This window comes from Enterobacter cloacae complex sp. HYC033_NIDB (assembly GCF_056673335.1).
This window is the reverse complement of sequence record NZ_CP115123.1, coordinates 3710715-3729515: the sequence shown is the minus strand read 5'-3', so window position 1 is coordinate 3729515 and position 18801 is coordinate 3710715. Positions and strand designations below refer to the sequence as shown.

Annotated in this window: 20 protein-coding genes and 3 tRNA genes; 15 read left to right on the top strand and 8 right to left on the bottom strand. The window is 53.2% G+C overall.

From position 1 onward, the window contains the following. Window positions 1-22 precede the first annotated feature (22 nt). Entirely contained in the window at window positions 23-1435 is a 1413-nt protein-coding gene (gene fliD / locus O1721_RS17980) for a flagellar filament capping protein FliD (RefSeq protein WP_017693218.1), read from the bottom strand. A gap of 269 nt (window positions 1436-1704) precedes the next feature. Here fliD and O1721_RS17975 point away from each other — a divergent pair, with 269 nt between their 5' ends. From O1721_RS17975 to sdiA, 8 genes are all read left to right on the top strand, one after another. Then, complete coding sequence (locus O1721_RS17975) at window positions 1705-2973, top strand: FliC/FljB family flagellin (protein WP_023294951.1); 1269 nt, start codon at window positions 1705-1707, stop codon at window positions 2971-2973. A 163-nt stretch (window positions 2974-3136) separates the two neighbouring features. Further along, window positions 3137-3856 (top strand): RNA polymerase sigma factor FliA, encoded by a 720-nt coding sequence (locus tag O1721_RS17970; protein WP_003859623.1) that lies wholly within the window; start codon window positions 3137-3139, stop codon window positions 3854-3856. Window positions 3857-3910: 54 nt separating this feature from the next. Continuing rightward, the gene (fliZ, locus tag O1721_RS17965; RefSeq protein ID WP_015570235.1) at window positions 3911-4462 is read left to right on the top strand and encodes a flagella biosynthesis regulatory protein FliZ; all 552 of its coding nucleotides are present in this window, start codon (window positions 3911-3913) and stop codon (window positions 4460-4462) included. A gap of 86 nt (window positions 4463-4548) precedes the next feature. Continuing rightward, on the top strand, window positions 4549-5349 hold the full coding sequence (gene tcyJ, locus O1721_RS17960) for a cystine ABC transporter substrate-binding protein (RefSeq protein ID WP_003859627.1): 801 nt from the start codon (window positions 4549-4551) through the stop codon (window positions 5347-5349). Window positions 5350-5452: 103 nt separating this feature from the next. Further along, window positions 5453-6439 (top strand): D-cysteine desulfhydrase, encoded by a 987-nt coding sequence (gene dcyD, locus O1721_RS17955; RefSeq protein ID WP_032104236.1) that lies wholly within the window; start codon window positions 5453-5455, stop codon window positions 6437-6439. Window positions 6440-6460: 21 nt separating this feature from the next. Then, a complete protein-coding gene (tcyL, locus tag O1721_RS17950) occupies window positions 6461-7129 on the top strand; it encodes a cystine ABC transporter permease (RefSeq protein ID WP_003859632.1) in 669 nt (222 codons plus the stop codon). Further along, a complete protein-coding gene (gene tcyN / locus O1721_RS17945; protein WP_003859634.1) occupies window positions 7126-7878 on the top strand; it encodes an L-cystine ABC transporter ATP-binding protein TcyN in 753 nt (250 codons plus the stop codon). The genes tcyL and tcyN overlap by 4 nt, the downstream gene beginning before the upstream one ends. A gap of 223 nt (window positions 7879-8101) precedes the next feature. Continuing rightward, window positions 8102-8824, top strand: coding sequence for a quorum-sensing transcriptional regulator SdiA (gene sdiA, locus O1721_RS17940; RefSeq protein WP_017384479.1), 723 nt, complete (start codon window positions 8102-8104; stop codon window positions 8822-8824). Between the two features lie 64 nt (window positions 8825-8888). On the opposite strand, the gene O1721_RS17935 is transcribed toward sdiA, so the two are convergent. Together O1721_RS17935 and O1721_RS17930 are read right to left on the bottom strand one after the other, a co-directional pair. Then, entirely contained in the window at window positions 8889-9113 is a 225-nt protein-coding gene (locus O1721_RS17935) for a DUF2594 family protein (protein WP_003859644.1), read from the bottom strand. Beyond that, window positions 9100-9180: a hypothetical protein gene (locus tag O1721_RS17930; RefSeq protein ID WP_418235935.1), complete on the bottom strand. Its 81-nt coding sequence runs from the start codon at window positions 9178-9180 to the stop codon at window positions 9100-9102. Before O1721_RS17930 ends, O1721_RS17935 begins: the two co-directional genes overlap by 14 nt. Window positions 9181-9577: 397 nt before the next feature. Between O1721_RS17930 and uvrY the strand changes: the two genes are divergently transcribed. From uvrY to O1721_RS17895, 7 genes are all read left to right on the top strand, one after another. After that, the gene (gene uvrY / locus O1721_RS17925; protein WP_032668539.1) at window positions 9578-10234 is read left to right on the top strand and encodes a UvrY/SirA/GacA family response regulator transcription factor; all 657 of its coding nucleotides are present in this window, start codon (window positions 9578-9580) and stop codon (window positions 10232-10234) included. Next, window positions 10231-12063 carry an excinuclease ABC subunit UvrC gene (gene uvrC / locus O1721_RS17920; protein WP_017384477.1) on the top strand — a complete coding sequence of 611 codons (1833 nt, stop codon included), beginning with the start codon at window positions 10231-10233 and terminating at the stop codon, window positions 12061-12063. The genes uvrY and uvrC overlap by 4 nt, the downstream gene beginning before the upstream one ends. 56 nt (window positions 12064-12119) lie before the next feature. Beyond that, window positions 12120-12668, top strand: coding sequence for a CDP-diacylglycerol--glycerol-3-phosphate 3-phosphatidyltransferase (gene pgsA / locus O1721_RS17915; protein WP_003859652.1), 549 nt, complete (start codon window positions 12120-12122; stop codon window positions 12666-12668). 163 nt (window positions 12669-12831) lie between these two features. Further along, a tRNA-Gly gene (locus O1721_RS17910) sits at window positions 12832-12907 on the top strand. Window positions 12908-12958: 51 nt separating this feature from the next. After that, a tRNA-Cys gene (locus O1721_RS17905) sits at window positions 12959-13032 on the top strand. Window positions 13033-13043: 11 nt separating this feature from the next. Next, window positions 13044-13130: transfer RNA gene (locus O1721_RS17900), tRNA-Leu, on the top strand. 250 nt (window positions 13131-13380) lie between these two features. Continuing rightward, the gene (locus O1721_RS17895) at window positions 13381-14307 is read left to right on the top strand and encodes a LysR substrate-binding domain-containing protein (protein ID WP_032104235.1); all 927 of its coding nucleotides are present in this window, start codon (window positions 13381-13383) and stop codon (window positions 14305-14307) included. Between the two features lie 5 nt (window positions 14308-14312). Here O1721_RS17895 and O1721_RS17890 read toward each other — a convergent pair whose 3' ends face one another. The 5 genes from O1721_RS17890 to O1721_RS17870 form a co-directional block, all read right to left on the bottom strand. Next, a complete protein-coding gene (locus tag O1721_RS17890; RefSeq protein ID WP_032648789.1) occupies window positions 14313-14783 on the bottom strand; it encodes a hypothetical protein in 471 nt (156 codons plus the stop codon). 165 nt (window positions 14784-14948) lie between these two features. Next, a complete protein-coding gene (locus tag O1721_RS17885; RefSeq protein WP_017384431.1) occupies window positions 14949-15665 on the bottom strand; it encodes an ABC transporter ATP-binding protein in 717 nt (238 codons plus the stop codon). Next, window positions 15662-16537, bottom strand: a complete 876-nt coding sequence (locus O1721_RS17880; protein ID WP_015570244.1) for an ABC transporter ATP-binding protein — start codon at window positions 16535-16537, stop codon at window positions 15662-15664. The genes O1721_RS17885 and O1721_RS17880 overlap by 4 nt, the downstream gene beginning before the upstream one ends. Continuing rightward, window positions 16534-17808 carry a high-affinity branched-chain amino acid ABC transporter permease LivM gene (gene livM, locus O1721_RS17875; protein ID WP_032104234.1) on the bottom strand — a complete coding sequence of 425 codons (1275 nt, stop codon included), beginning with the start codon at window positions 17806-17808 and terminating at the stop codon, window positions 16534-16536. The genes O1721_RS17880 and livM overlap by 4 nt, the downstream gene beginning before the upstream one ends. 11 nt (window positions 17809-17819) lie before the next feature. Beyond that, window positions 17820-18734 carry an ABC transporter permease subunit gene (locus tag O1721_RS17870; protein WP_003859667.1) on the bottom strand — a complete coding sequence of 305 codons (915 nt, stop codon included), beginning with the start codon at window positions 18732-18734 and terminating at the stop codon, window positions 17820-17822. Between the last annotated feature and the right edge of the window lie 67 nt (window positions 18735-18801).

Sequence of the window (18801 nt, the reverse complement as noted above, 5' to 3'; positions counted from 1 at the left end):
CCTCGGGTCTGATTAGCGTTTACTACTTGTTGCTGGACGTATTTTCGAACTGCTGCGTCAGGTAGCTGCTGGTGTTGTTCAGCGAGGTCATCAGTACGTCCAGCTGGGTAAACTGGGCTTTGTACTGCGCCACTCTCGCGTCAATACGTTCGCTCACGGCGTTATATTGATCCGTTAACTTGTTCAGCGTTTTGCTGACGCCATCTTTGGCCGCCTGGATAATGCCTTTACTGGAAAGCCAGTCAGTCAGATGGGTGGCCATGGTGGTAGTGATCCCGGTGGTTTTACCGTCACCCACAACCAAATCTTTCACGGCAGACGGGTTATCCGTCAGCGCTTTTTTCAGCTTGTCGCTGTCCAGCTCCAGCTTACCCGTACTTGGATCGGAGGTAATGCCGACCTGAGACAGCGTTTTATAGGCGGTTCCGCCGACGGAGTTGCCCAGCATGGTTTTCAGCTGCGTCTGGATAGTACGCAGCGTACTGTCTCCGAGCAGGGCACCGTTGCTGGAATCCTGCGCATCTGTACCCGCATCAACCGCCGTATATTTGGTTAATGATGCAAAGCTGTCCTGAAGGGTGTTGTAGGCATCCACCCAGGCTTTCATCGCCGTTTCCGCTTTCGATGTATCTTTAGCGATCGTCAGCGTCTGGTTACCGGTGGTGACATCGTTCAGGTTCAGGGTGATATCTTCCAGCGCATCGCTGATGGTGTTGCTGCTGTTTTCGATATCGACGTTATTCACCTTCAGCTTGGCGTTCTGCGCGGTGACGCTTTCTGTCATGCCGTTGCTGGCGTCGGTGCTGGTGCCGTTGTAACCCATAAAGGATTGCAGGGCGCTGTCGCCGCTCACGCTGATGCTGACCGCGTTGTCCGCCCCGGTTTCGGTGGAGGTGATGGACAGACGGTACTGACCATTACCGACGTTAATAATACTGGCGGTCACGCCGGCGTCAGCTTTGTTAATCGCATCGCGAATGCCGGTCAGCGAGGAGTTTGCCGCGCTGATATCGACGGTCACCGGATCTTTACCGTTACCGGCGGTAAAGGTGATCTTGCTGTCAGCCGTGGCAATGGCCGTTTTGGTATCCGGCTGCGCGTTTTTGGTCGTCAGGGTTTGCGCCTGCGCCAGCTGCGACACGCTGATGGTGTATTTACCGGCAATCGCGCTGCCGGTGGTGGTGGCGCTGAATGCCGTGGTACTGCTCGACGTGCTGGTCGCTGTAAACAGATCGGCTTTATTCAGCGCGGTGTTGGCGGTCTGAAACGCTTCCAGTGAACTTTTCAACGTGCCGTAAGCGCTCAGCTTGGCGGTATACGATGTCTGTTGTTTGGAAATTGGCGTCAGCTGTGCTTTTTCGGCCGTGGTCAGACTATCCAGAATGTCTGCTAACTTAAGACCCGAACCAATCCCCAATGATGAAATACTTGCCATATTTATTCCTTAATCTATCGACACGTAGAACGAATAGTGGGGTTATCGGCCTTAATGGGGGAAAGTTTACGGTTAATTTCTTTTTTTTAATGGCGGGAATAACGGTAATAGAGAAGAGCTTTTCCGTGGCTAAAAAAATTAACGCGATCCTGAAAAAATATCTAAAGGTTGGTTTGGACCAGACGATAACACCTTTGACGGCGATGAAGCCGAAGGGTGGAAACCCAAATCTAACCAAACAGATTTGATGAACAACAGGAATCGAAATCATGGCACAAGTCATTAATACCAACAGCCTCTCGCTGATCACTCAGAACAACATCAACAAGAACCAGTCCGCTCTGTCTTCTTCTATCGAGCGTCTGTCTTCTGGTCTGCGTATCAACAGCGCGAAAGATGACGCTGCGGGCCAGGCTATCGCTAACCGCTTCACCTCTAACATCAAAGGTCTGACTCAGGCTGCACGTAACGCTAACGACGGTATCTCTCTGGCGCAGACCACTGAAGGCGCGCTGTCTGAAATCAACAACAACCTTCAGCGTGTTCGTGAACTGACCGTTCAGGCCTCTACTGGTACGAACTCTAAAACTGATTTGTCTTCAATCCAGGATGAAATTCAATCTCGACTGGATGAAATCGACCGTGTTTCAGGACAGACCCAATTTAACGGTGTCAATGTCTTGGCTAAAGACGGTTCTATGCAAATTCAGGTTGGTGCCAATGATGGGCAAAACATTACCATTGATCTGAAAAAAATCACAGCCTCAACTTTGGGTCTGACTGGTTTCGATGCCACCAAACTTGCTACAACCGTCAGTAATGGTACTAAGTTAAATGCTACTGTAGATTTTGCTTCCGCCACAGTTAGCAATACAGGGACTACGAATACTACAGCAACTGGTGATTCTTTAGTTCAAGATGATGCAGGTAATTATTTTGTTAAAGGCAGTGATGATAAGTATTACGCAGCAACGGTCGATTATACAGCAAATACCATCAAATTTAATGCAGATACAGCTGGCACGGTATCTGGTTCCGTATCTTCTGTTGCAGCAGCAACAGACACTGTAAGCGCAAAAATTGCTGTTGATACAACTACTTTAGGTGCAACTGAGTCACTGGTTTCATATAAAGATACGAGCGGCAATAACGCATATGCAGTTTATGATTCTGCTGCTAATACCTTTACTTCAGCGACCATTGACAGCACTGGTAAAGTGACTGCGGCTGCGGCTGCAAATACTGCGCTGAGCGATCTGAATTTGGATCCTTTAGATAAACTGGATGCTGCTATCTCTGATGTTGATAAATTCCGTTCTTCACTGGGTGCGGTACAGAACCGTCTGAGCTCTGCCGTAACCAACCTGAACAACACCACCACCAACCTGTCTGAAGCGCAGTCCCGTATTCAGGACGCCGACTATGCGACCGAAGTGTCCAACATGTCTAAAGCGCAGATCGTTCAGCAGGCCGGTAACTCCGTGCTGTCCAAAGCTAACCAGGTTCCTCAGCAGGTTCTGTCTCTGCTGCAAGGCTAATCGCCTGATGACGCTTAAACCCCGCTTCGGCGGGGTTTTTTCTGTCCGCATTTACGCGTAACCCCCCAAATAACCCCTCATTTCACCCACTATTCACCCGATTAAAACCCCTCCAGAATCGGATAATCATGCCGATAACTCAACTAACGCAGGGCTGTTTATCGTGAATTCACTCTATACCGCTGAAGGTGTAATGGATAAACACTCGCTGTGGCAGCGTTATGTTCCGCTGGTGCGTCACGAAGCATTGCGCCTCCAGGTGCGTTTGCCGGCGAGCGTGGAACTGGACGATCTGCTACAGGCGGGCGGTATCGGGTTATTGAATGCAGTTGACCGGTACGACGCTCTGCAAGGAACGGCATTTACGACTTACGCAGTGCAGCGTATTCGTGGTGCGATGCTGGACGAGCTGCGCAGCCGCGACTGGGTGCCGCGCAGCGTTCGCCGCAACGCGCGCGAAGTGGCGCATGCGATGGGGCAGCTGGAACAGGAGCTGGGGCGCAACGCGACGGAAACCGAAGTAGCGGAGCGTCTGGGCATTCCTGTTGAAGAGTATCGCCAGATGTTGCTCGATACCAATAACAGCCAACTCTTCTCTTATGATGAGTGGCGCGAAGAGCATGGCGATAGCATCGAGCTGGTGACCGATGAACATCAGCAAGAAAACCCGTTACACCATTTACTGGAAGGGAATTTACGCCAGCGCGTGATGGAAGCGATCGAAGCTTTACCGGAACGTGAGCAACTGGTGTTAACCCTCTATTACCAGGAAGAGCTCAATCTCAAAGAGATTGGCGCCGTGCTGGAGGTGGGCGAGTCTCGGGTGAGCCAGCTGCACAGCCAGGCCATTAAACGCCTGCGCACAAAACTGGGTAAGTTATAGGTGAGTTATTCGCCTTGGAAATGCCGCACAACGTATTGACAACCAGGAGTTATCATGACGGTGCAGCAATCTAAAAGACGGCCTTTAAGCCGCTACCTGAAAGACTTTAAACACAGCCAGACGCATTGCGCCCACTGTAAAAAATTACTCGACCGCATCACGCTGGTTCGTCGCGGTGAAATCGTGAATAAGATTGCGATTTCCCGCCTCGACACGCTGATGGATGAAGCCGCCTGGCTTGAAGAGCAAAAAGAGTGGGTAGCGCTTTGCCGTTTCTGTGGCGATCTCCATTGCAAAGAGCAAAGCGACTTCTTCGATATTATCGGCTTCAAGCAATTCCTGTTTGAACAAACGGAGATGAGTCACGGCACCGTGCGTGAATACGTGGTTCGCCTGCGCCGCCTGGGTCAGCATTTGACCATGCAAAATATCTCCCGCGATCTGCTGACGACCGGATACCTGGATGAAAATCTGGAACCCTGGTTGCCCGCCACCAGTACCAATAATTACCGCATCGCGCTGCGAAAGTACGCGCAATATAAAGTCCAGATGCCGGGCGTCATAAAGCAGAAAGTCCGCGCCGGAACAACTTCTGATATATATTAAAAAAGAATAAGATGTAGCGCAGCCGCCTTTGACGTTGCAGGCGATTTCTCTACACTACTCAAAAATTCCACTGTATCGGGGTACTTATGAAATTAGCACTTCTGGGTCGTCAGGCGCTGATGGGGATGATGGCCGTTGCGCTGGTCGCGGGGATGAGCGTGAAAACGTTCGCGGCAGAGAATCTGCTCAACAAAGTTAAAGAGCGCGGCACGCTGCTGGTTGGGCTGGAAGGAACCTATCCTCCGTTCAGCTTCCAGGGCGACGACGGTAAACTGACCGGTTTTGAAGTGGAGTTTGCGCAGGAGCTGGCAAAACACCTCGGCGTTAAAGCCTCCCTGAAACCCACCAAATGGGACGGGATGCTGGCGTCACTGGATTCCAAACGTATTGACGTGGTGATTAACCAGGTAACCATTTCTGACGAGCGTAAGAAGAAGTATGACTTCTCCACGCCGTACACCGTGTCCGGTATTCAGGCGCTGGTGAAGAAAGGTAACGAAGGCAGTATCAAATCCGCAGCGGATCTGAAAGGTAAGAAAGTCGGCGTCGGTCTGGGCACCAACTACGAGGAGTGGCTGCGCCAGAATGTGCAGGGCGTGGACATCCGTACCTACGATGATGACCCGACGAAATACCAGGATCTGCGCGTAGGCCGTATTGACGCCATTCTGGTTGACCGCCTGGCAGCGCTGGATCTGGTGAAGAAAACCAACAATACCCTGGCTGTCGCGGGTGATGCGTTCTCCCGTCAGGAATCCGGCGTGGCGGTGCGTAAAGGTAACGAGGATCTGCTGAAAGCCATCGACGGCGCCATTGCTGAGATGCAGAAAGACGGTAGCCTGAAGGCGCTTTCTGAGAAGTGGTTTGGTGCAGACGTGACGAAATAAGTCTCTGACTGACAAAAAAAGGCGCTTTTAAAAGCGCCTTTTTTATTTCTCGCGCGTCTGCGTGCATAATGAAATAACAATTGTTTGCGTGACCGGAGGAACCATGTCACTACAGAATTTAACGCGCTTTCCCCGTCTGGAATTTATCGGCGCACCCACGCCGCTGGAGTATCTGCCGCGATTTTCTGACTACCTGGGGCGCGATATATTCATTAAGCGTGACGATGTGACGCCCATGGCGATGGGCGGAAATAAGCTGCGCAAGCTGGAATTTCTCGCCGCCGATGCCCTGCGCGAAGGCGCGGACACGCTGATCACCGCCGGGGCAATTCAGTCTAACCACGTTCGCCAGACGGCGGCAGTGGCGGCGAAGCTGGGACTCCACTGCGTAGCCCTGCTGGAGAATCCGATCGGCACGCAGGCAGAGAATTACCTGACTAACGGTAACCGTCTGCTGCTGGATCTGTTCAACGTGCAGGTTGAAATGGTCGACGCGTTGACCGACCCGGCTGCACAGCTCGACGAGCTGGCGACGCGTCTGGAAGCGCAGGGTTTTCGTCCGTACGTGATCCCGGTTGGCGGCTCGAATGCGCTGGGTGCCCTCGGCTATGTTGAGAGCGCGCTGGAATTCGCTCAGCAGTGCGAAGGCGCGGTAAGTTTATCCTCGGTGGTGGTGGCGTCCGGCAGTGCGGGAACCCATGCCGGTTTAGCGGTCGGGCTTGAGCAGCTGATGCCAGACGTCGAGCTGATTGGCGTGACCGTTTCCAGAAGCGTTGCGGACCAGAAGCCGAAAGTCGTCACCCTGCAACAGGCGGTGGCTGAACAGCTTGCGCTTCAGGCGAAGGCGGAAATAGTGCTGTGGGATGACTATTTCGCGCCGGGCTATGGCACCCCCAATGATGAAGGGATGGAGGCGGTTAAGCTGCTGGCCCGTCTCGAAGGTATTCTGCTCGACCCGGTCTATACCGGCAAGGCAATGGCGGGCCTGATCGACGGCATCGCCCGCAAGCGCTTTAAGGATGAAGGACCCATTTTGTTTGTTCATACTGGCGGAGCGCCTGCGCTGTTTGCCTATCATCCTCATGTCTAAAAATCAGGTAGAAAAATAATAATGCAAGAAAGTATTCAACTGGTTATTGATTCGCTGCCGTTCTTGCTTAAGGGCGCGGTGTTTACTTTACAGCTCAGTATCGGCGGGATGTTCTTCGGGCTGGTGCTCGGGTTTGTGCTGGCACTGATGCGCATGTCGAACATCTGGCCGGTGCGGTGGCTGGCGCGGTTTTACATCTCCGTGTTCCGCGGAACGCCGCTTATCGCCCAGCTGTTTATGATTTACTACGGTCTGCCACAGTTCGGTATTGAGCTGGATCCGATCCCGGCGGCGATGATAGGCCTGTCGCTGAATACCGCGGCGTACACCTCTGAAACGCTGCGTGCGGCGATCTCCTCCATCGATAAAGGACAGTGGGAAGCGGCGGCCAGTATCGGGATGACCCCGTGGCAGACGCTGCGCCGGGCGATCCTGCCCCAGGCGGCGCGCGTGGCGCTGCCGCCGCTGAGCAACAGCTTTATCAGCCTGGTGAAAGACACCTCGCTTGCGGCGACCATTCAGGTGCCGGAGCTGTTCCGTCAGGCGCAGCTGATCACCTCGCGCACGCTGGAAGTGTTTACCATGTATCTGGCGGCCTCTCTGATTTACTGGGTGATGGCGACGGTGCTGTCCGCTCTGCAAAACTATTTTGAAAACCAGCTTAACCGCCAGGAGCGTGATCCAAAATGAGTGCAATTGACGTTAAAAACCTGGTGAAAAAATTCCATGGACAAACGGTGCTGCATGGCATTGACCTTGAAGTTGAGCAGGGCGAAGTGGTGGCCATTATCGGCCCGAGCGGATCAGGCAAAACCACGCTGCTGCGCAGCATCAATTTACTGGAGCAGCCCGAAGGCGGGACGATCCGCGTGGGTGATATCACCATTGATACCGGGAAACCCATCAGCCAGCAAAAAGGGCTGATTCGCCGCCTGCGCCAGCATGTCGGCTTCGTGTTCCAGAGCTTTAATCTCTTTCCGCACCGCACGGTGCTGGAAAACATTATTGAAGGGCCGGTCATCGTCAAGGGGGAACCTAAGGAAGACGCGACGGTCCGCGCCCGCGAGCTGCTGGCGAAGGTTGGGCTGGCAGGGAAGGAGACGAGCTATCCGCGTCGCTTATCTGGCGGGCAGCAGCAGCGTGTCGCCATTGCGCGCGCGCTGGCGATGCGCCCGGATGTGATCCTGTTTGACGAACCCACATCCGCGCTCGATCCTGAGCTGGTCGGGGAAGTACTGAACACGATCCGACAGCTGGCGCAGGAGAAACGCACGATGGTGATTGTGACGCATGAAATGAGCTTCGCTCGCGACGTTGCCGATCGGGCTATTTTCATGGATCAGGGGAGAATAGTTGAGCAGGGGCCGGCTAAAGCGCTGTTTGCCAATCCGCAGCAGCCCCGAACCCGTCAGTTCCTTGAAAAATTCTTAATGCAGTAGCATTTTAGCGTTCAATTTGCTCCAGATGCCGCTTCTGGAGCAAATTATCCTCCCTTAAACTCCGTTCTGTTGCTTTTTTATTCCGCCTGATGTGGATAAGCCATCGCCAAATTAAAGATAATCTGCCTGTGGCCGATATTTTATATAAATAATCATGCTTTATGTGTTAGGTTATATTCACCATAATAATGATTATCTTTATCAGAGGCTTCATTCAGTAAGTATGAGGGATATAGACTTTTTCACCTGGCGACGGGAATGCTTCCTCCGGTTTCAGGAAATGACCTGTGCCGAAGAGGTATATCAGGAACTTCAGCGACAAACGCAGGCGCTTGAATTCGATTATTATGCGCTTTGTGTTCGACACCCTGTGCCATTTACCCGCCCGCGAACCTCCGTCCATTCCAGTTATCCGCAACAATGGATGGCGCAATATCAGTCCGAGAATTATTTCGCCATTGACCCGGTGCTGAAGCCCGAGAATTTCATTCAGGGACATTTGCCCTGGACGGATGAATTATTCACGGATGCCCAGCAATTATGGGACGGCGCGCGGGACCACGGATTACGCAAGGGAATAACGCAGTGTCTGATGATGCCAAATCATGCGCTCGGTTTCCTCTCCGTGTCATGTACCAGCTTACAGGCACACTCGATATCCAGTGAAGAAGTTGAGCTGCGTTTACAAATGCTCGTCCAGATGGCGCTCACCACACTGTTACGCTTTGAACATGAGACGGTGATGCCGCCTGAAATGAAATTCAGCAAGCGTGAGCGGGAAATTCTGAAGTGGACCGCAGAAGGGAAGACGTCGGCAGAAATCGCCATCATTCTCTCCATCTCGGAAAATACCGTCAATTTCCATCAAAAGAATATGCAGAAGAAATTCAACGCACCGAATAAGATCCAGATAGCGTGTTATGCCGCGGCGACGGGGCTTATCTGACTGATATCACGTTCTGCGTGTCAGACGAGAAAACGGCTGAATGCTTTGCATCCAGCCGTTTTTGTTACTGGCGGTAGGCTTGTTTAATTTGCTTAACCGTATTGGCAAAAACAGCGGATTCCGCCTGGTCTTCCATCTGCGCGATCTGTTTTTCCATTTTAATGATCACACGACCAGCATCAGCCTGGCCCATCGCTTGTAGCATTAGCGTCAGCAGCGACTTCAGGCAGTTTACTTCCTGTGCCAGTTCCTGGTTATTCTCGGCAGTGGCAAATTCAGGTGTGCTCATTTATTTTCCTCATTATAAAACAGCGCATGAGCGCGACGATGAAAGTTAAGGCGGCGGAGTATACCACAAGCTACGGCAAAAAATGCAGTGGTTGTTTTTTATACTTATCGCGCAGTGATTATTGGGCGGCGCGGATTATGAAGGTACTCTGTCCAATATGTTAGCGACAATTAAATGTTTATCCCCGGTTCGCCATTCGTTAATTGTTGTTACAAAAAATCGCGCGCTCTTTTTCGTTTGAGTTAACAACTGTTTTAGTAACTTTTCGAATGTCGATGCTATAAAATAGAGGTAAAAGCCCAGCGGGCAAGGGTTTTCTTTCCACTTACTGTACAGCTTAATTTCCAAAAACGAGACAAGAATCGAATAGCCGATTTTTTAGCGTTTTAATCTTGCATGGAAAACCGTTAATATAAACCCAATTAGCAGTCAGTAGCGTTATCCCTATTCTGGAGACATTTCCTTTGATCAACGTCCTTCTTGTTGATGACCACGAACTGGTGCGCGCAGGGATACGACGCATTCTTGAAGATATAAAGGGTATTAAAGTTGCCGGCGAGGCGTGCTGTGGCGAAGATGCCGTTAAATGGTGTCGCGCTAACTCCGCAGACGTGGTGCTGATGGATATGAACATGCCCGGTATTGGCGGGCTTGAAGCCACGCGCAAAATCGCGCGCATGTTAGTTGATACCAAAGTTATCATGCTGACCGTCCATACCGAAAATCCGCTGCCTGCCAGGGTTATGCAGGCGGGTGCTGCCGGGTATCTCAGTAAAGGCGCCGCGCCGCAGGAAGTCGTCAATGCGATCCGCACCGTACACGCCGGGCAGCGCTACATCGCTTCTGATATTGCTCAACAGATGGCTCTGAGTCAGATTGAACCGGAAAAAACGGAATCTCCGTTTGCCAGTTTGTCTGAGCGCGAATTGCAGATTATGCTGATGATCACTAAAGGTCAGAAGGTGAATGAGATCTCAGAGCAACTGAATCTCAGCCCGAAAACGGTCAACAGCTATCGCTATCGAATGTTCAGTAAACTGAACATTCACGGTGATGTCGAACTGACTCACCTGGCCATTCGCCATGGTTTGTGCAATGCGGAGTCGTTAATAAGTCAGTGAGTGAAGCGTTCGATTCAAAAGCATTTCTGAAAACCGTCACCAGCCAGCCAGGCGTCTACCGTATGTACGATGCTGGCGGTACGGTTATCTATGTCGGTAAGGCGAAAGATCTGAAGAAACGCCTTTCCAGCTATTTCCGCAGCAACCTTGCTTCCCGTAAAACCGAAGCGCTGGTCGCACTTATACATAACATTGATGTCACCGTAACGCATACGGAAACGGAAGCGCTGCTCCTTGAGCACAACTATATTAAGTTGTATCAGCCGCGCTACAACGTTCTGCTGCGCGATGACAAATCCTATCCGTTTATCTTCCTGAGCGGCGACACGCACCCGCGGCTGGCGATGCATCGTGGCGCTAAGCATGCGAAAGGTGAATATTTCGGCCCGTTCCCGAACGGTTATGCCGTGCGGGAAACGCTGGCGCTTTTGCAAAAAATCTTTCCTGTTCGCCAGTGCGAAAATAGCGTTTATCGCAACCGCTCCCGGCCATGCCTGCAATATCAGATTGGCCGCTGCCTGGGGCCGTGCGTTGAAGGGCTGGTGAGCGAAGAAGAGTACGCGCAGCAGGTGGAATATGTCCGCCTGTTTTTAGCCGGGAAAGACGATCAGGTGCTGACGCAACTGATTGCCCGTATGGAAAAAGCCAGCGCGGCGCTGGAATTTGAGGAGGCCGCACGCATCCGCGACCAGATTCAGGCGGTGCGCAGGGTGACCGAGAAGCAGTTTGTTTCCAATACGGGCGACGACCTCGATGTTATCGGCGTAGCCTTTGACGCCGGTCTGGCCTGCGTTCATGTGCTTTTTATTCGTCAGGGCAAAGTGCTCGGCAGCCGCAGCTACTTCCCGAAAGTGCCGGGCGGCACTGAGCTGGGTGAAGTGGTGGAGACCTTCGTCGGCCAGTTTTATTTGCAGGGCAGCCAGATGCGTACGCTGCCCTCGGAGATCCTGCTCGACTTCACGCTCGATGATAAAACCCTGCTGGCGGAGTCGCTTTCAGAGCTGGCAGGCCGCCGGGTGAATGTTCAGACGAAACCGCGCGGCGATCGCGCGCGTTATCTGAAGCTGGCGCGAACCAATGCCGCCACGGCGCTGACCACCAAACTGTCCCAGCAGTCGACCGTCAGCCAGCGTTTAACCGCGCTTGCTACGCTGCTTAAGCTGCCGGAAGTGAAACGCATGGAATGCTTCGACATCAGCCATACGATGGGTGAGCAGACCGTGGCGTCGTGTGTGGTCTTTGATGCCAACGGTCCGCTGCGGGCAGAGTATCGTCGCTATAACATCACCGGCATTACGCCCGGTGACGATTATGCTGCCATGAACCAGGTGCTGCGCCGTCGCTATGGCAAAGCGATTGAAGAGAGCAAAATCCCGGACGTTATCCTTATCGACGGCGGGAAAGGGCAGTTGGGGCAGGCGAAGGCGGTATTTGAATCACTCGACGTGGAGTGGGATAAGAACCATCCGCTGCTGCTAGGGGTAGCGAAAGGGGCAGATCGTAAGGCTGGCCTGGAAACGCTGTTCTTTGAGCCGGAAGGCGAGGGCTTTAGCCTGCCGCCGGATTCCCCTGCGCTGCACGTGATCCAGCATATCCGCGATGAGTCGCACGATCACGCCATCAGTGGGCACCGTAAAAAACGGGCAAAAGTGAAAAATACCAGTACCCTTGAGACGATTGAAGGCGTCGGGCCAAAACGTCGCCAGATGCTGTTGAAGTATATGGGCGGATTGCAAGGATTACTCAACGCCAGTATGGAAGAAATTGCAAAAGTGCCGGGTATTTCGCAAGGGCTGGCAGAAAAGATCTACTACTCGTTGAAACATTGAGGGCTCTGTAGCAACATAGAGCTAAATTTTACTGACAACAGACAGTTACCGTCATCATGCGATTTAATATCCCTACGTTGCTCACTCTCTTTCGCGTTGTGCTCATTCCGTTCTTCGTCCTGGCATTTTACCTGCCGGTCGTCTGGGCGCCTTTTGCCTGTGCGCTTATTTTCCTGATCGCTGCCGTGACGGACTGGTTTGACGGTTATCTGGCGCGTCGCTGGAACCAGAGTACCCGCTTTGGCGCGTTCCTCGATCCGGTTGCGGATAAGGTGATGGTGGCAATCGCGATGGTGCTGGTGGCGGAACATTATCATACCTGGTGGGTAACGCTGCCTGCCGCGACCATGATTGGCCGTGAGATTATTATCTCTGCCCTGCGCGAGTGGATGGCGGAGCTGGGTAAACGCAGCAGCGTGGCGGTGTCCTGGATCGGTAAAGTTAAAACCACCGCACAGATGGCGGCGCTGGTATGGATGCTGTGGCGTCCGAATGCCTGGGTAGAGTGGGCCGGCATTGGTCTGCTGTGGGTTGCGGCGGTGCTGACGCTGTGGTCAATGCTGCAATATTTGAACGCTGCGCGCGGTGATTTGCTTGAACAGTGATCGTTTCGGCTTAATTTTCAGCAAACGATCCTGAGATGCAAAAAATAACGTTGACTCAAAACGTCATATCAGTAGAATGCAACGCATCGAACGGCGGCACAGTTAGCCGGACGACAATGAAATCAAGTGGTTAGGAAGTAGTTAAATAGTTACTTGATGACATGCGGGAATAGCTCAGTTGGTAGAGCACGACCTTGCCAAGGTCGGGGTCGCGAGTTCGAGTCTCGTTTCCCGCTCCAGATTAATGCATCGGCAGCTTGCGGGTGCAGGTCGAAAGACAACAGATTTAAGGCGCGTTAGCAAAGCGGTTATGTAGCGGATTGCAAATCCGTCTAGTCCGGTTCGACTCCGGAACGCGCCTCCACTTTCTTCCCTGGCCGGATGGTGGAATCGGTAGACACAAGGGATTTAAAATCCCTCGGCGTTCGCGCTGTGTGGGTTCAAGTCCCACTCCGGCTACCATGGGAAAAAGCAGAATAATCAAAGCAATAAGCAGTGTCGTGAAACCACCGAAAGGTGGTTTTTTTGTGCCTGCCATTCTGCTAATCAACAACCTTCATTTCTGACCCTCACGTAATAAAACAACGATCCTTTTCAACGGAATTAAACAGATACCCATTATGCTATCGTGTAGCGGGCGCGATTTGCAGTGTGAAGATTTGCAGGTTTGCGATCCTGATTCCCCATGCCATCACCTCATTTAAGGGACGCTATGTCTTTACCGCCATTGTATGCACTGCGTGCGTTTGAAGTTGCTGCGCGGTTGAATTCCTTCAGTAAAGCCGCTGAAACGCTCAATATTACACCGGGCGCGGTCAGCAGACATGTTCGTACCCTTGAACTGTGGTTCGACTGCGAGCTTTTCAAAAGGCAAGGTCCTCGGGTGGAGGTCACTGAAGCCGGGCGAGTGCTTGCCGGGCAGCTGAACGAAAGCTTCACGAGCATTGAATGGGCCTGCCGGGTATTTCGTAGTGAAAACCACCTGCTGCGGCTTAAAGCACCCAGTACCCTGACCATGAGATGGCTTCTCGACGTGCTGCGATCTTTTCGCAACAACCATGCAAAACCACAGGTTGAGATTGCCAGCGTCTGGATGGACATTGACACCGTTGATTTCAATCTTGAGCCCTACGATTGCGCCATTCTTCTCGGCAATGGGCGTTTTGGTGACACAACGGAAAGCCAACTGCTATTTCATGAATGGCTTATCCCGGTTTGTACTCCATCGCTTATCGAACCGGCCCGGCAGCGGCTTCCGCAATGCGATCTGATCCATCCTTCACCGGACAGACGTGACTGGCGGCGCTGGCTGCGAAGAACAGGATTGTTCCCGGGGCTCGATATGAGCAGCGGTATGGTGTTCGATACCCTTGAACAGGGAAGTATTGCCGCGATGAACGGGCACGGCATCGCTATCGCCGACCTGCATCTCACGCTTGATGCCCTGAAAAGTGGCCTGCTGGGCCTGCCTTTCAGGAAAGCTATCGCGACGGGGGATGGCTACTACCTCGTCTGGCCAAAAAATTCACTCAAAAGAGAGAGCATTCAGCATCTTCTGGCCTGGCTGCAAAACCATACCCCGGTCGTTCCGGCGCTGGATATCGATTATCTGGCATACGATGACAGTCGGATTTATTAATACCGTTATGAATAAGATATATTTGCCATCTTTTTATAACGTTCTGGCAAAGCGCTGTTCAGGTTGAGCACCTTATCCAGAATATAAAATGCTGGCGTGTTTTTCTGTTGCTCAGCGTCAATAATTGCCGCACGTAATAGCGTGGCGGCAGACGAAATCTTGTGAAAATAGTCCTCAGACTCGGGCGTCTGTAATTCACCAGAAGTGGCGTAACGCACGTCCGGCCAGCCAGAGAAGTTGAGCAGCGGGAGAGGGTTGCCTGCTTCGGGCTGACAGGATGAAAGCAACGCAGCTGCTTTTTGGGGATCGCGATAGGCAACTGAAAGCATATACGCGCGCTGCGAAAACGGTAACAGGGCGTCAGAATGATTTTTGGTGGAGATAAGCAGGGTCATAAAATTCGCTAAATCGCCATCTGATGGAGTTTCAGATGGCGATATAATTTTTATTAATTGAAATAAAGCATCAAGTGTCATGTTTGCCCCGGTTCCTCTCATTATGACTATTCAGTTTGCGCCTGAATGTTTTAATTGGCCCACCGTCAGGGTAGGTCGAGAGGATAATATTGGAAGGCGTGCGTTTTTGAAAAACGATTAATAATGGCAATCACTGTGAGTTTTTCTCACTATAGCCTTTTCATTTCACACTCCACCCAGATACGCCTTCCTCACCTCCGGATCCTTCAGCAACGCCTCGCCGCTGCCGCTTAACCGAATCTGCCCGTTAACCATCACATAGCCGCGGTCGGACAACTTCAGCGCGTGGTGCGCATTCTGCTCGACCAGAAAAATCGTCATTCCGTTACGGGCCAGTTCGCGCAGCGTCTGGAAAATCTGTTTAACCACGATTGGCGCGAGGCCGAGGCTGGGTTCATCCAGCAGCAGAAGTTTAGGACGGCTCATCAGCGCGCGGGCGATAGCCAGCATCTGCTGTTCACCGCCGGAGAGCGTCATCGCCCGCTGGTTACGTCGCTCCTTGAGGCGGGGGAAGAGGTCGAACATGCTTTGCATATCTTCCGCTGCATGCTGATTGCCGACGGGGATTGTCCCCATCAGCAGGTTCTCTTCTACAGACATATCCGGGAAAATGCGTCGTCCCTCAGGTGCCTGCGCGATGCCACCGGTGGCAACATAGTGGGTGGATTTGTGGCTGATATCCTCGCCGCAGAAGAGGATCTGCCCGTTGCGGATCCGGGGCTGACCAAAGACAGACATCAGTAATGTTGACTTCCCCGCGCCGTTAGCGCCAATCAGGGCCACGGTTTCCCCTTTGTTAACCTCAAGCGAAACCTGCTTCAACGCCTGGATCACCCCGTAGAAAACATCCACATCCTGAAACTGAAGCATCGGTTCGCTCACAGATTTACCTCGCTTTCGTCGGTGCCCAGATACGCGGCAATCACTTTTTCATTGTGCTGGATTTCAGCCGGTTTACCTCTGGCAATCACATCGCCATGATCGAGCACAATGATGTCATCCGAAATGCCCATCACCATCCCCATATCATGCTCGATCAGCAAAACCGTAATGTCATGGTGGTCGCGCAGGAACCGGATGATCTCACTCAGCTTGTGCGTTTCCACCGGGTTCAGGCCGGCAGCAGGTTCATCGAGACAAATCATCTCCGGGCCGGTACACATGGCGCGGGCGATTTCGAGGCGTCGTTGCTGGCCATAGGACATTTCCCCGGCCAGACGGTTCGCGCAATCCACCAGATCCACCACCTCCAGCCAGTAAAACGCCCGGTCCAGCGCATCGTTCTCTGAGCGACGATACGCAGGGGTGTTCAGCACCCCCGCCAGCAGATTGCGGTTGACGCGCATGTGCTGTGCCACCAGCAGGTTTTCCACAACGGACATCTCGCGGAACAGGCGGATGTTCTGAAACGTGCGCGCAAGACCCGCGCGGTTCACCAGATGCGTGCCGCCAAACATCTTATAGAACAGGCGTTGACCAAGCTGCGCCGGGTTGAGCCAGTCGCCCGGCTGGAATTTCTGGCCGAGCACCTGAATGACATTGGTGGTTTTATTTCGTGCATTGAACAGAATGTTGCCGCCGGAGGCCCGGTAGAAACCGGTCAGGCAGTTAAAGACGGTCGTTTTTCCCGCGCCGTTAGGCCCAATGAGTGCGGTAATGGAGCCGCGCTGCACCTCAAGATTGACGTCGTTTAAGGCCTTGATCCCGCCGAAGTGCATCATCAGATGTTCTACACGTAAAATCGTTGCGTTCATGGCGCCACTCCTTTACGCACGGCAAATCCGCTGCGGTTGATGCGGATCAGACCGCGAGGACGCCAGATCATCATCACCACCATCAGCATGCCAAACAGCAGCACGCGATATTCCGCAAAGCTGCGCAGCAGTTCCGGCGTGACGGTCAGCACAAAGGCGGCCAGTACGACGCCGACGGTAGAGCCCATCCCGCCCAGGACCACAATGGCGAGGATCAGGGCCGATTCAAAAAAGGTGAAAGAGGTCGGGTTAACAAACCCCTGGTAGGTGGCAAAAAACACTCCGGCGATACCTGCCGTCGATGCGCCCAGGGTGAAGGCCGAGAGTTTGACCAGAACGTGATTTAGCCCCATTGAACGGCAGGCAATCTCATCCTCACGGAGCGCTTCCCACGCCCGTCCAATGGGCATTCGGGTCAGCCGGTGTTTAATGTACAGCACCAGCATGACTACCAGGAACAGCACCGCATAGATGAAGATAAACTTCAAGTTGGGGTTATAGGTCAGGCCGAAGAACTCGTGGAAGGGGACGCCGCCTTCTTTGGCGCGTCGGCCAAACTCCAGGCCAAAAAAGGTCGGGGCAGGGGCTGAAACGCCGTTAGGCCCGCCGGTGAAGGTGAGCCAGTTGTTCAGCACCAGGCGGATGATCTCGCCAAACCCGAGCGTGACGATGGCGAGATAATCCCCGTGCATGCGCAGCACCGGAAAGCCGAGCAGGGCGCCCGCGCCCGCGGCCATTAGCGCCGCCAGCGGCAGCATGCTCCAGAACCCAAGCCCCAGATACTGATACCCGAGCGCTAGCCCGTAAGCGCCGATGGCATAGAAGGCGACATAACCCAGATCCAGCAGCCCTGCCAGGCCAACAACAATGTTCAGCCCAAGACCGAGCAGGACGTAGATCAGTCCGAGAATGGCAACCGTCAGAACGTATTTAGTGGCCACAAACGGGAAGCAGATCGCCAGCGTGACAATTAGCGGAATGATCCAGCGCATGCGGCTTTTATACGCCGGCGGCCGGACATACACCCCCGCATTGTCGGATTCAAACCGTGCCTGTAAACGTCTTCCGGCCGCCGTAGCTGAAAAGGCGCTCAGTAAAAAGCGTCCCACCATCACCGTGCCTACAATCCACGCCAGCCGCTGGCCGTCAAAGATAAAGCTGTAACCATCCAGTATCACGCCCGCAATCGGGCCGAAAATAATCAGGGCGATCATTCCGGAAAAAATCGAGTCCAGAATGCAGCGCTTCAGGGAAAAACCGTCAGAGGTCATCGCGTTGTTCCTTACACTTTAGCCACGACGGGGCGGCCCAGCAGCCCCTGAGGACGAAAGATCAGAATTAAGACCAGCAATCCAAACGAGAACACGTCTTTATAATCCGAGTTCACCATCCCGGAGAATTGCGCTTCTGCGACGCCCAGAATCAGCCCGCCAAGCATCGCACCGGGCAGAGAGCCGATGCCGCCCAGCACCGCCGCCGTAAAGGCCTTGATGCCGATAACAAACCCGACGTAAAAATCAAAGGTGCCGTAATTCATGGTGATTAGCACGCCCGCCAGCCCGGCCATGGCTGCGCCGATAACAAACACCAGCGAAATAATTCTGTCGGTGTTGATACCCAGGATGGAGGCCATCTTACGATCCTGCTGTACCGCACGGCACATGCGTCCTAAGCGGGTACGGTTGATAATCCAGGTCAGCACCAGCATGCCCGCGAACGAGGCGATGAGAATAAAGACTTTGGTATAGGTTATCTGGACAAACCCTTCGCCGAGGTGAAAACGCAGCACGCCATCAAGCATGGTGGGCACGCCCTGCTGGCGCGGGCCCTGGCTGAGCTGGACGTAGTTTTGCAGTATCAACGACATCCCGATGGCCGAAATCAGCGGTGCCAGACGCGTCGAGTTGCGTAGCGGCTTATAGGCGATGCGCTCAATCGTCCAGCCATAAACGCCGGTGACCACGATGGTGAAAACCAGCGTCCCCAGGATCAGCAGCGGAAAGGAGTGGAGTCCAAAAAACGCCAGCAGGGCCAGGCCAATGGCCGAGAGATAGGCGGAGATCATATACACTTCGCCGTGGGCGAAATTGATCATACCGATGATGCCGTACACCATGGTGTAGCCGATGGCGATAAGACCGTAGACCGAACCCAGCGTTAAGCCATTAATTAATTGTTGCAGGAAGAATGTACTCATGGTCGCGCACCTGAATAAAGGGTTACGCCGACAGTCAGACCTGCCGGCGCTGAGCAGATTCCGTCCC

Coding starts and splice junctions, on each gene's coding strand:
- fliD (WP_017693218.1), bottom strand. CDS start 1,435: ATGGCAAGTATTTCATCATTGGGGATTGGTTCGGGTCTTAAGTTAGCA.
- O1721_RS17975 (WP_023294951.1), top strand. CDS start 1,705: ATGGCACAAGTCATTAATACCAACAGCCTCTCGCTGATCACTCAGAAC.
- fliZ (WP_015570235.1), top strand. CDS start 3,911: ATGACGGTGCAGCAATCTAAAAGACGGCCTTTAAGCCGCTACCTGAAA.
- tcyJ (WP_003859627.1), top strand. CDS start 4,549: ATGAAATTAGCACTTCTGGGTCGTCAGGCGCTGATGGGGATGATGGCC.
- dcyD (WP_032104236.1), top strand. CDS start 5,453: ATGTCACTACAGAATTTAACGCGCTTTCCCCGTCTGGAATTTATCGGC.
- tcyL (WP_003859632.1), top strand. CDS start 6,461: ATGCAAGAAAGTATTCAACTGGTTATTGATTCGCTGCCGTTCTTGCTT.
- tcyN (WP_003859634.1), top strand. CDS start 7,126: ATGAGTGCAATTGACGTTAAAAACCTGGTGAAAAAATTCCATGGACAA.
- sdiA (WP_017384479.1), top strand. CDS start 8,102: ATGAGGGATATAGACTTTTTCACCTGGCGACGGGAATGCTTCCTCCGG.
- O1721_RS17935 (WP_003859644.1), bottom strand. CDS start 9,113: ATGAGCACACCTGAATTTGCCACTGCCGAGAATAACCAGGAACTGGCA.
- pgsA (WP_003859652.1), top strand. CDS start 12,120: ATGCGATTTAATATCCCTACGTTGCTCACTCTCTTTCGCGTTGTGCTC.
- O1721_RS17895 (WP_032104235.1), top strand. CDS start 13,381: ATGTCTTTACCGCCATTGTATGCACTGCGTGCGTTTGAAGTTGCTGCG.
- O1721_RS17890 (WP_032648789.1), bottom strand. CDS start 14,783: ATGACACTTGATGCTTTATTTCAATTAATAAAAATTATATCGCCATCT.
- O1721_RS17880 (WP_015570244.1), bottom strand. CDS start 16,537: ATGAACGCAACGATTTTACGTGTAGAACATCTGATGATGCACTTCGGC.
- livM (WP_032104234.1), bottom strand. CDS start 17,808: ATGACCTCTGACGGTTTTTCCCTGAAGCGCTGCATTCTGGACTCGATT.
- O1721_RS17870 (WP_003859667.1), bottom strand. CDS start 18,734: ATGAGTACATTCTTCCTGCAACAATTAATTAATGGCTTAACGCTGGGT.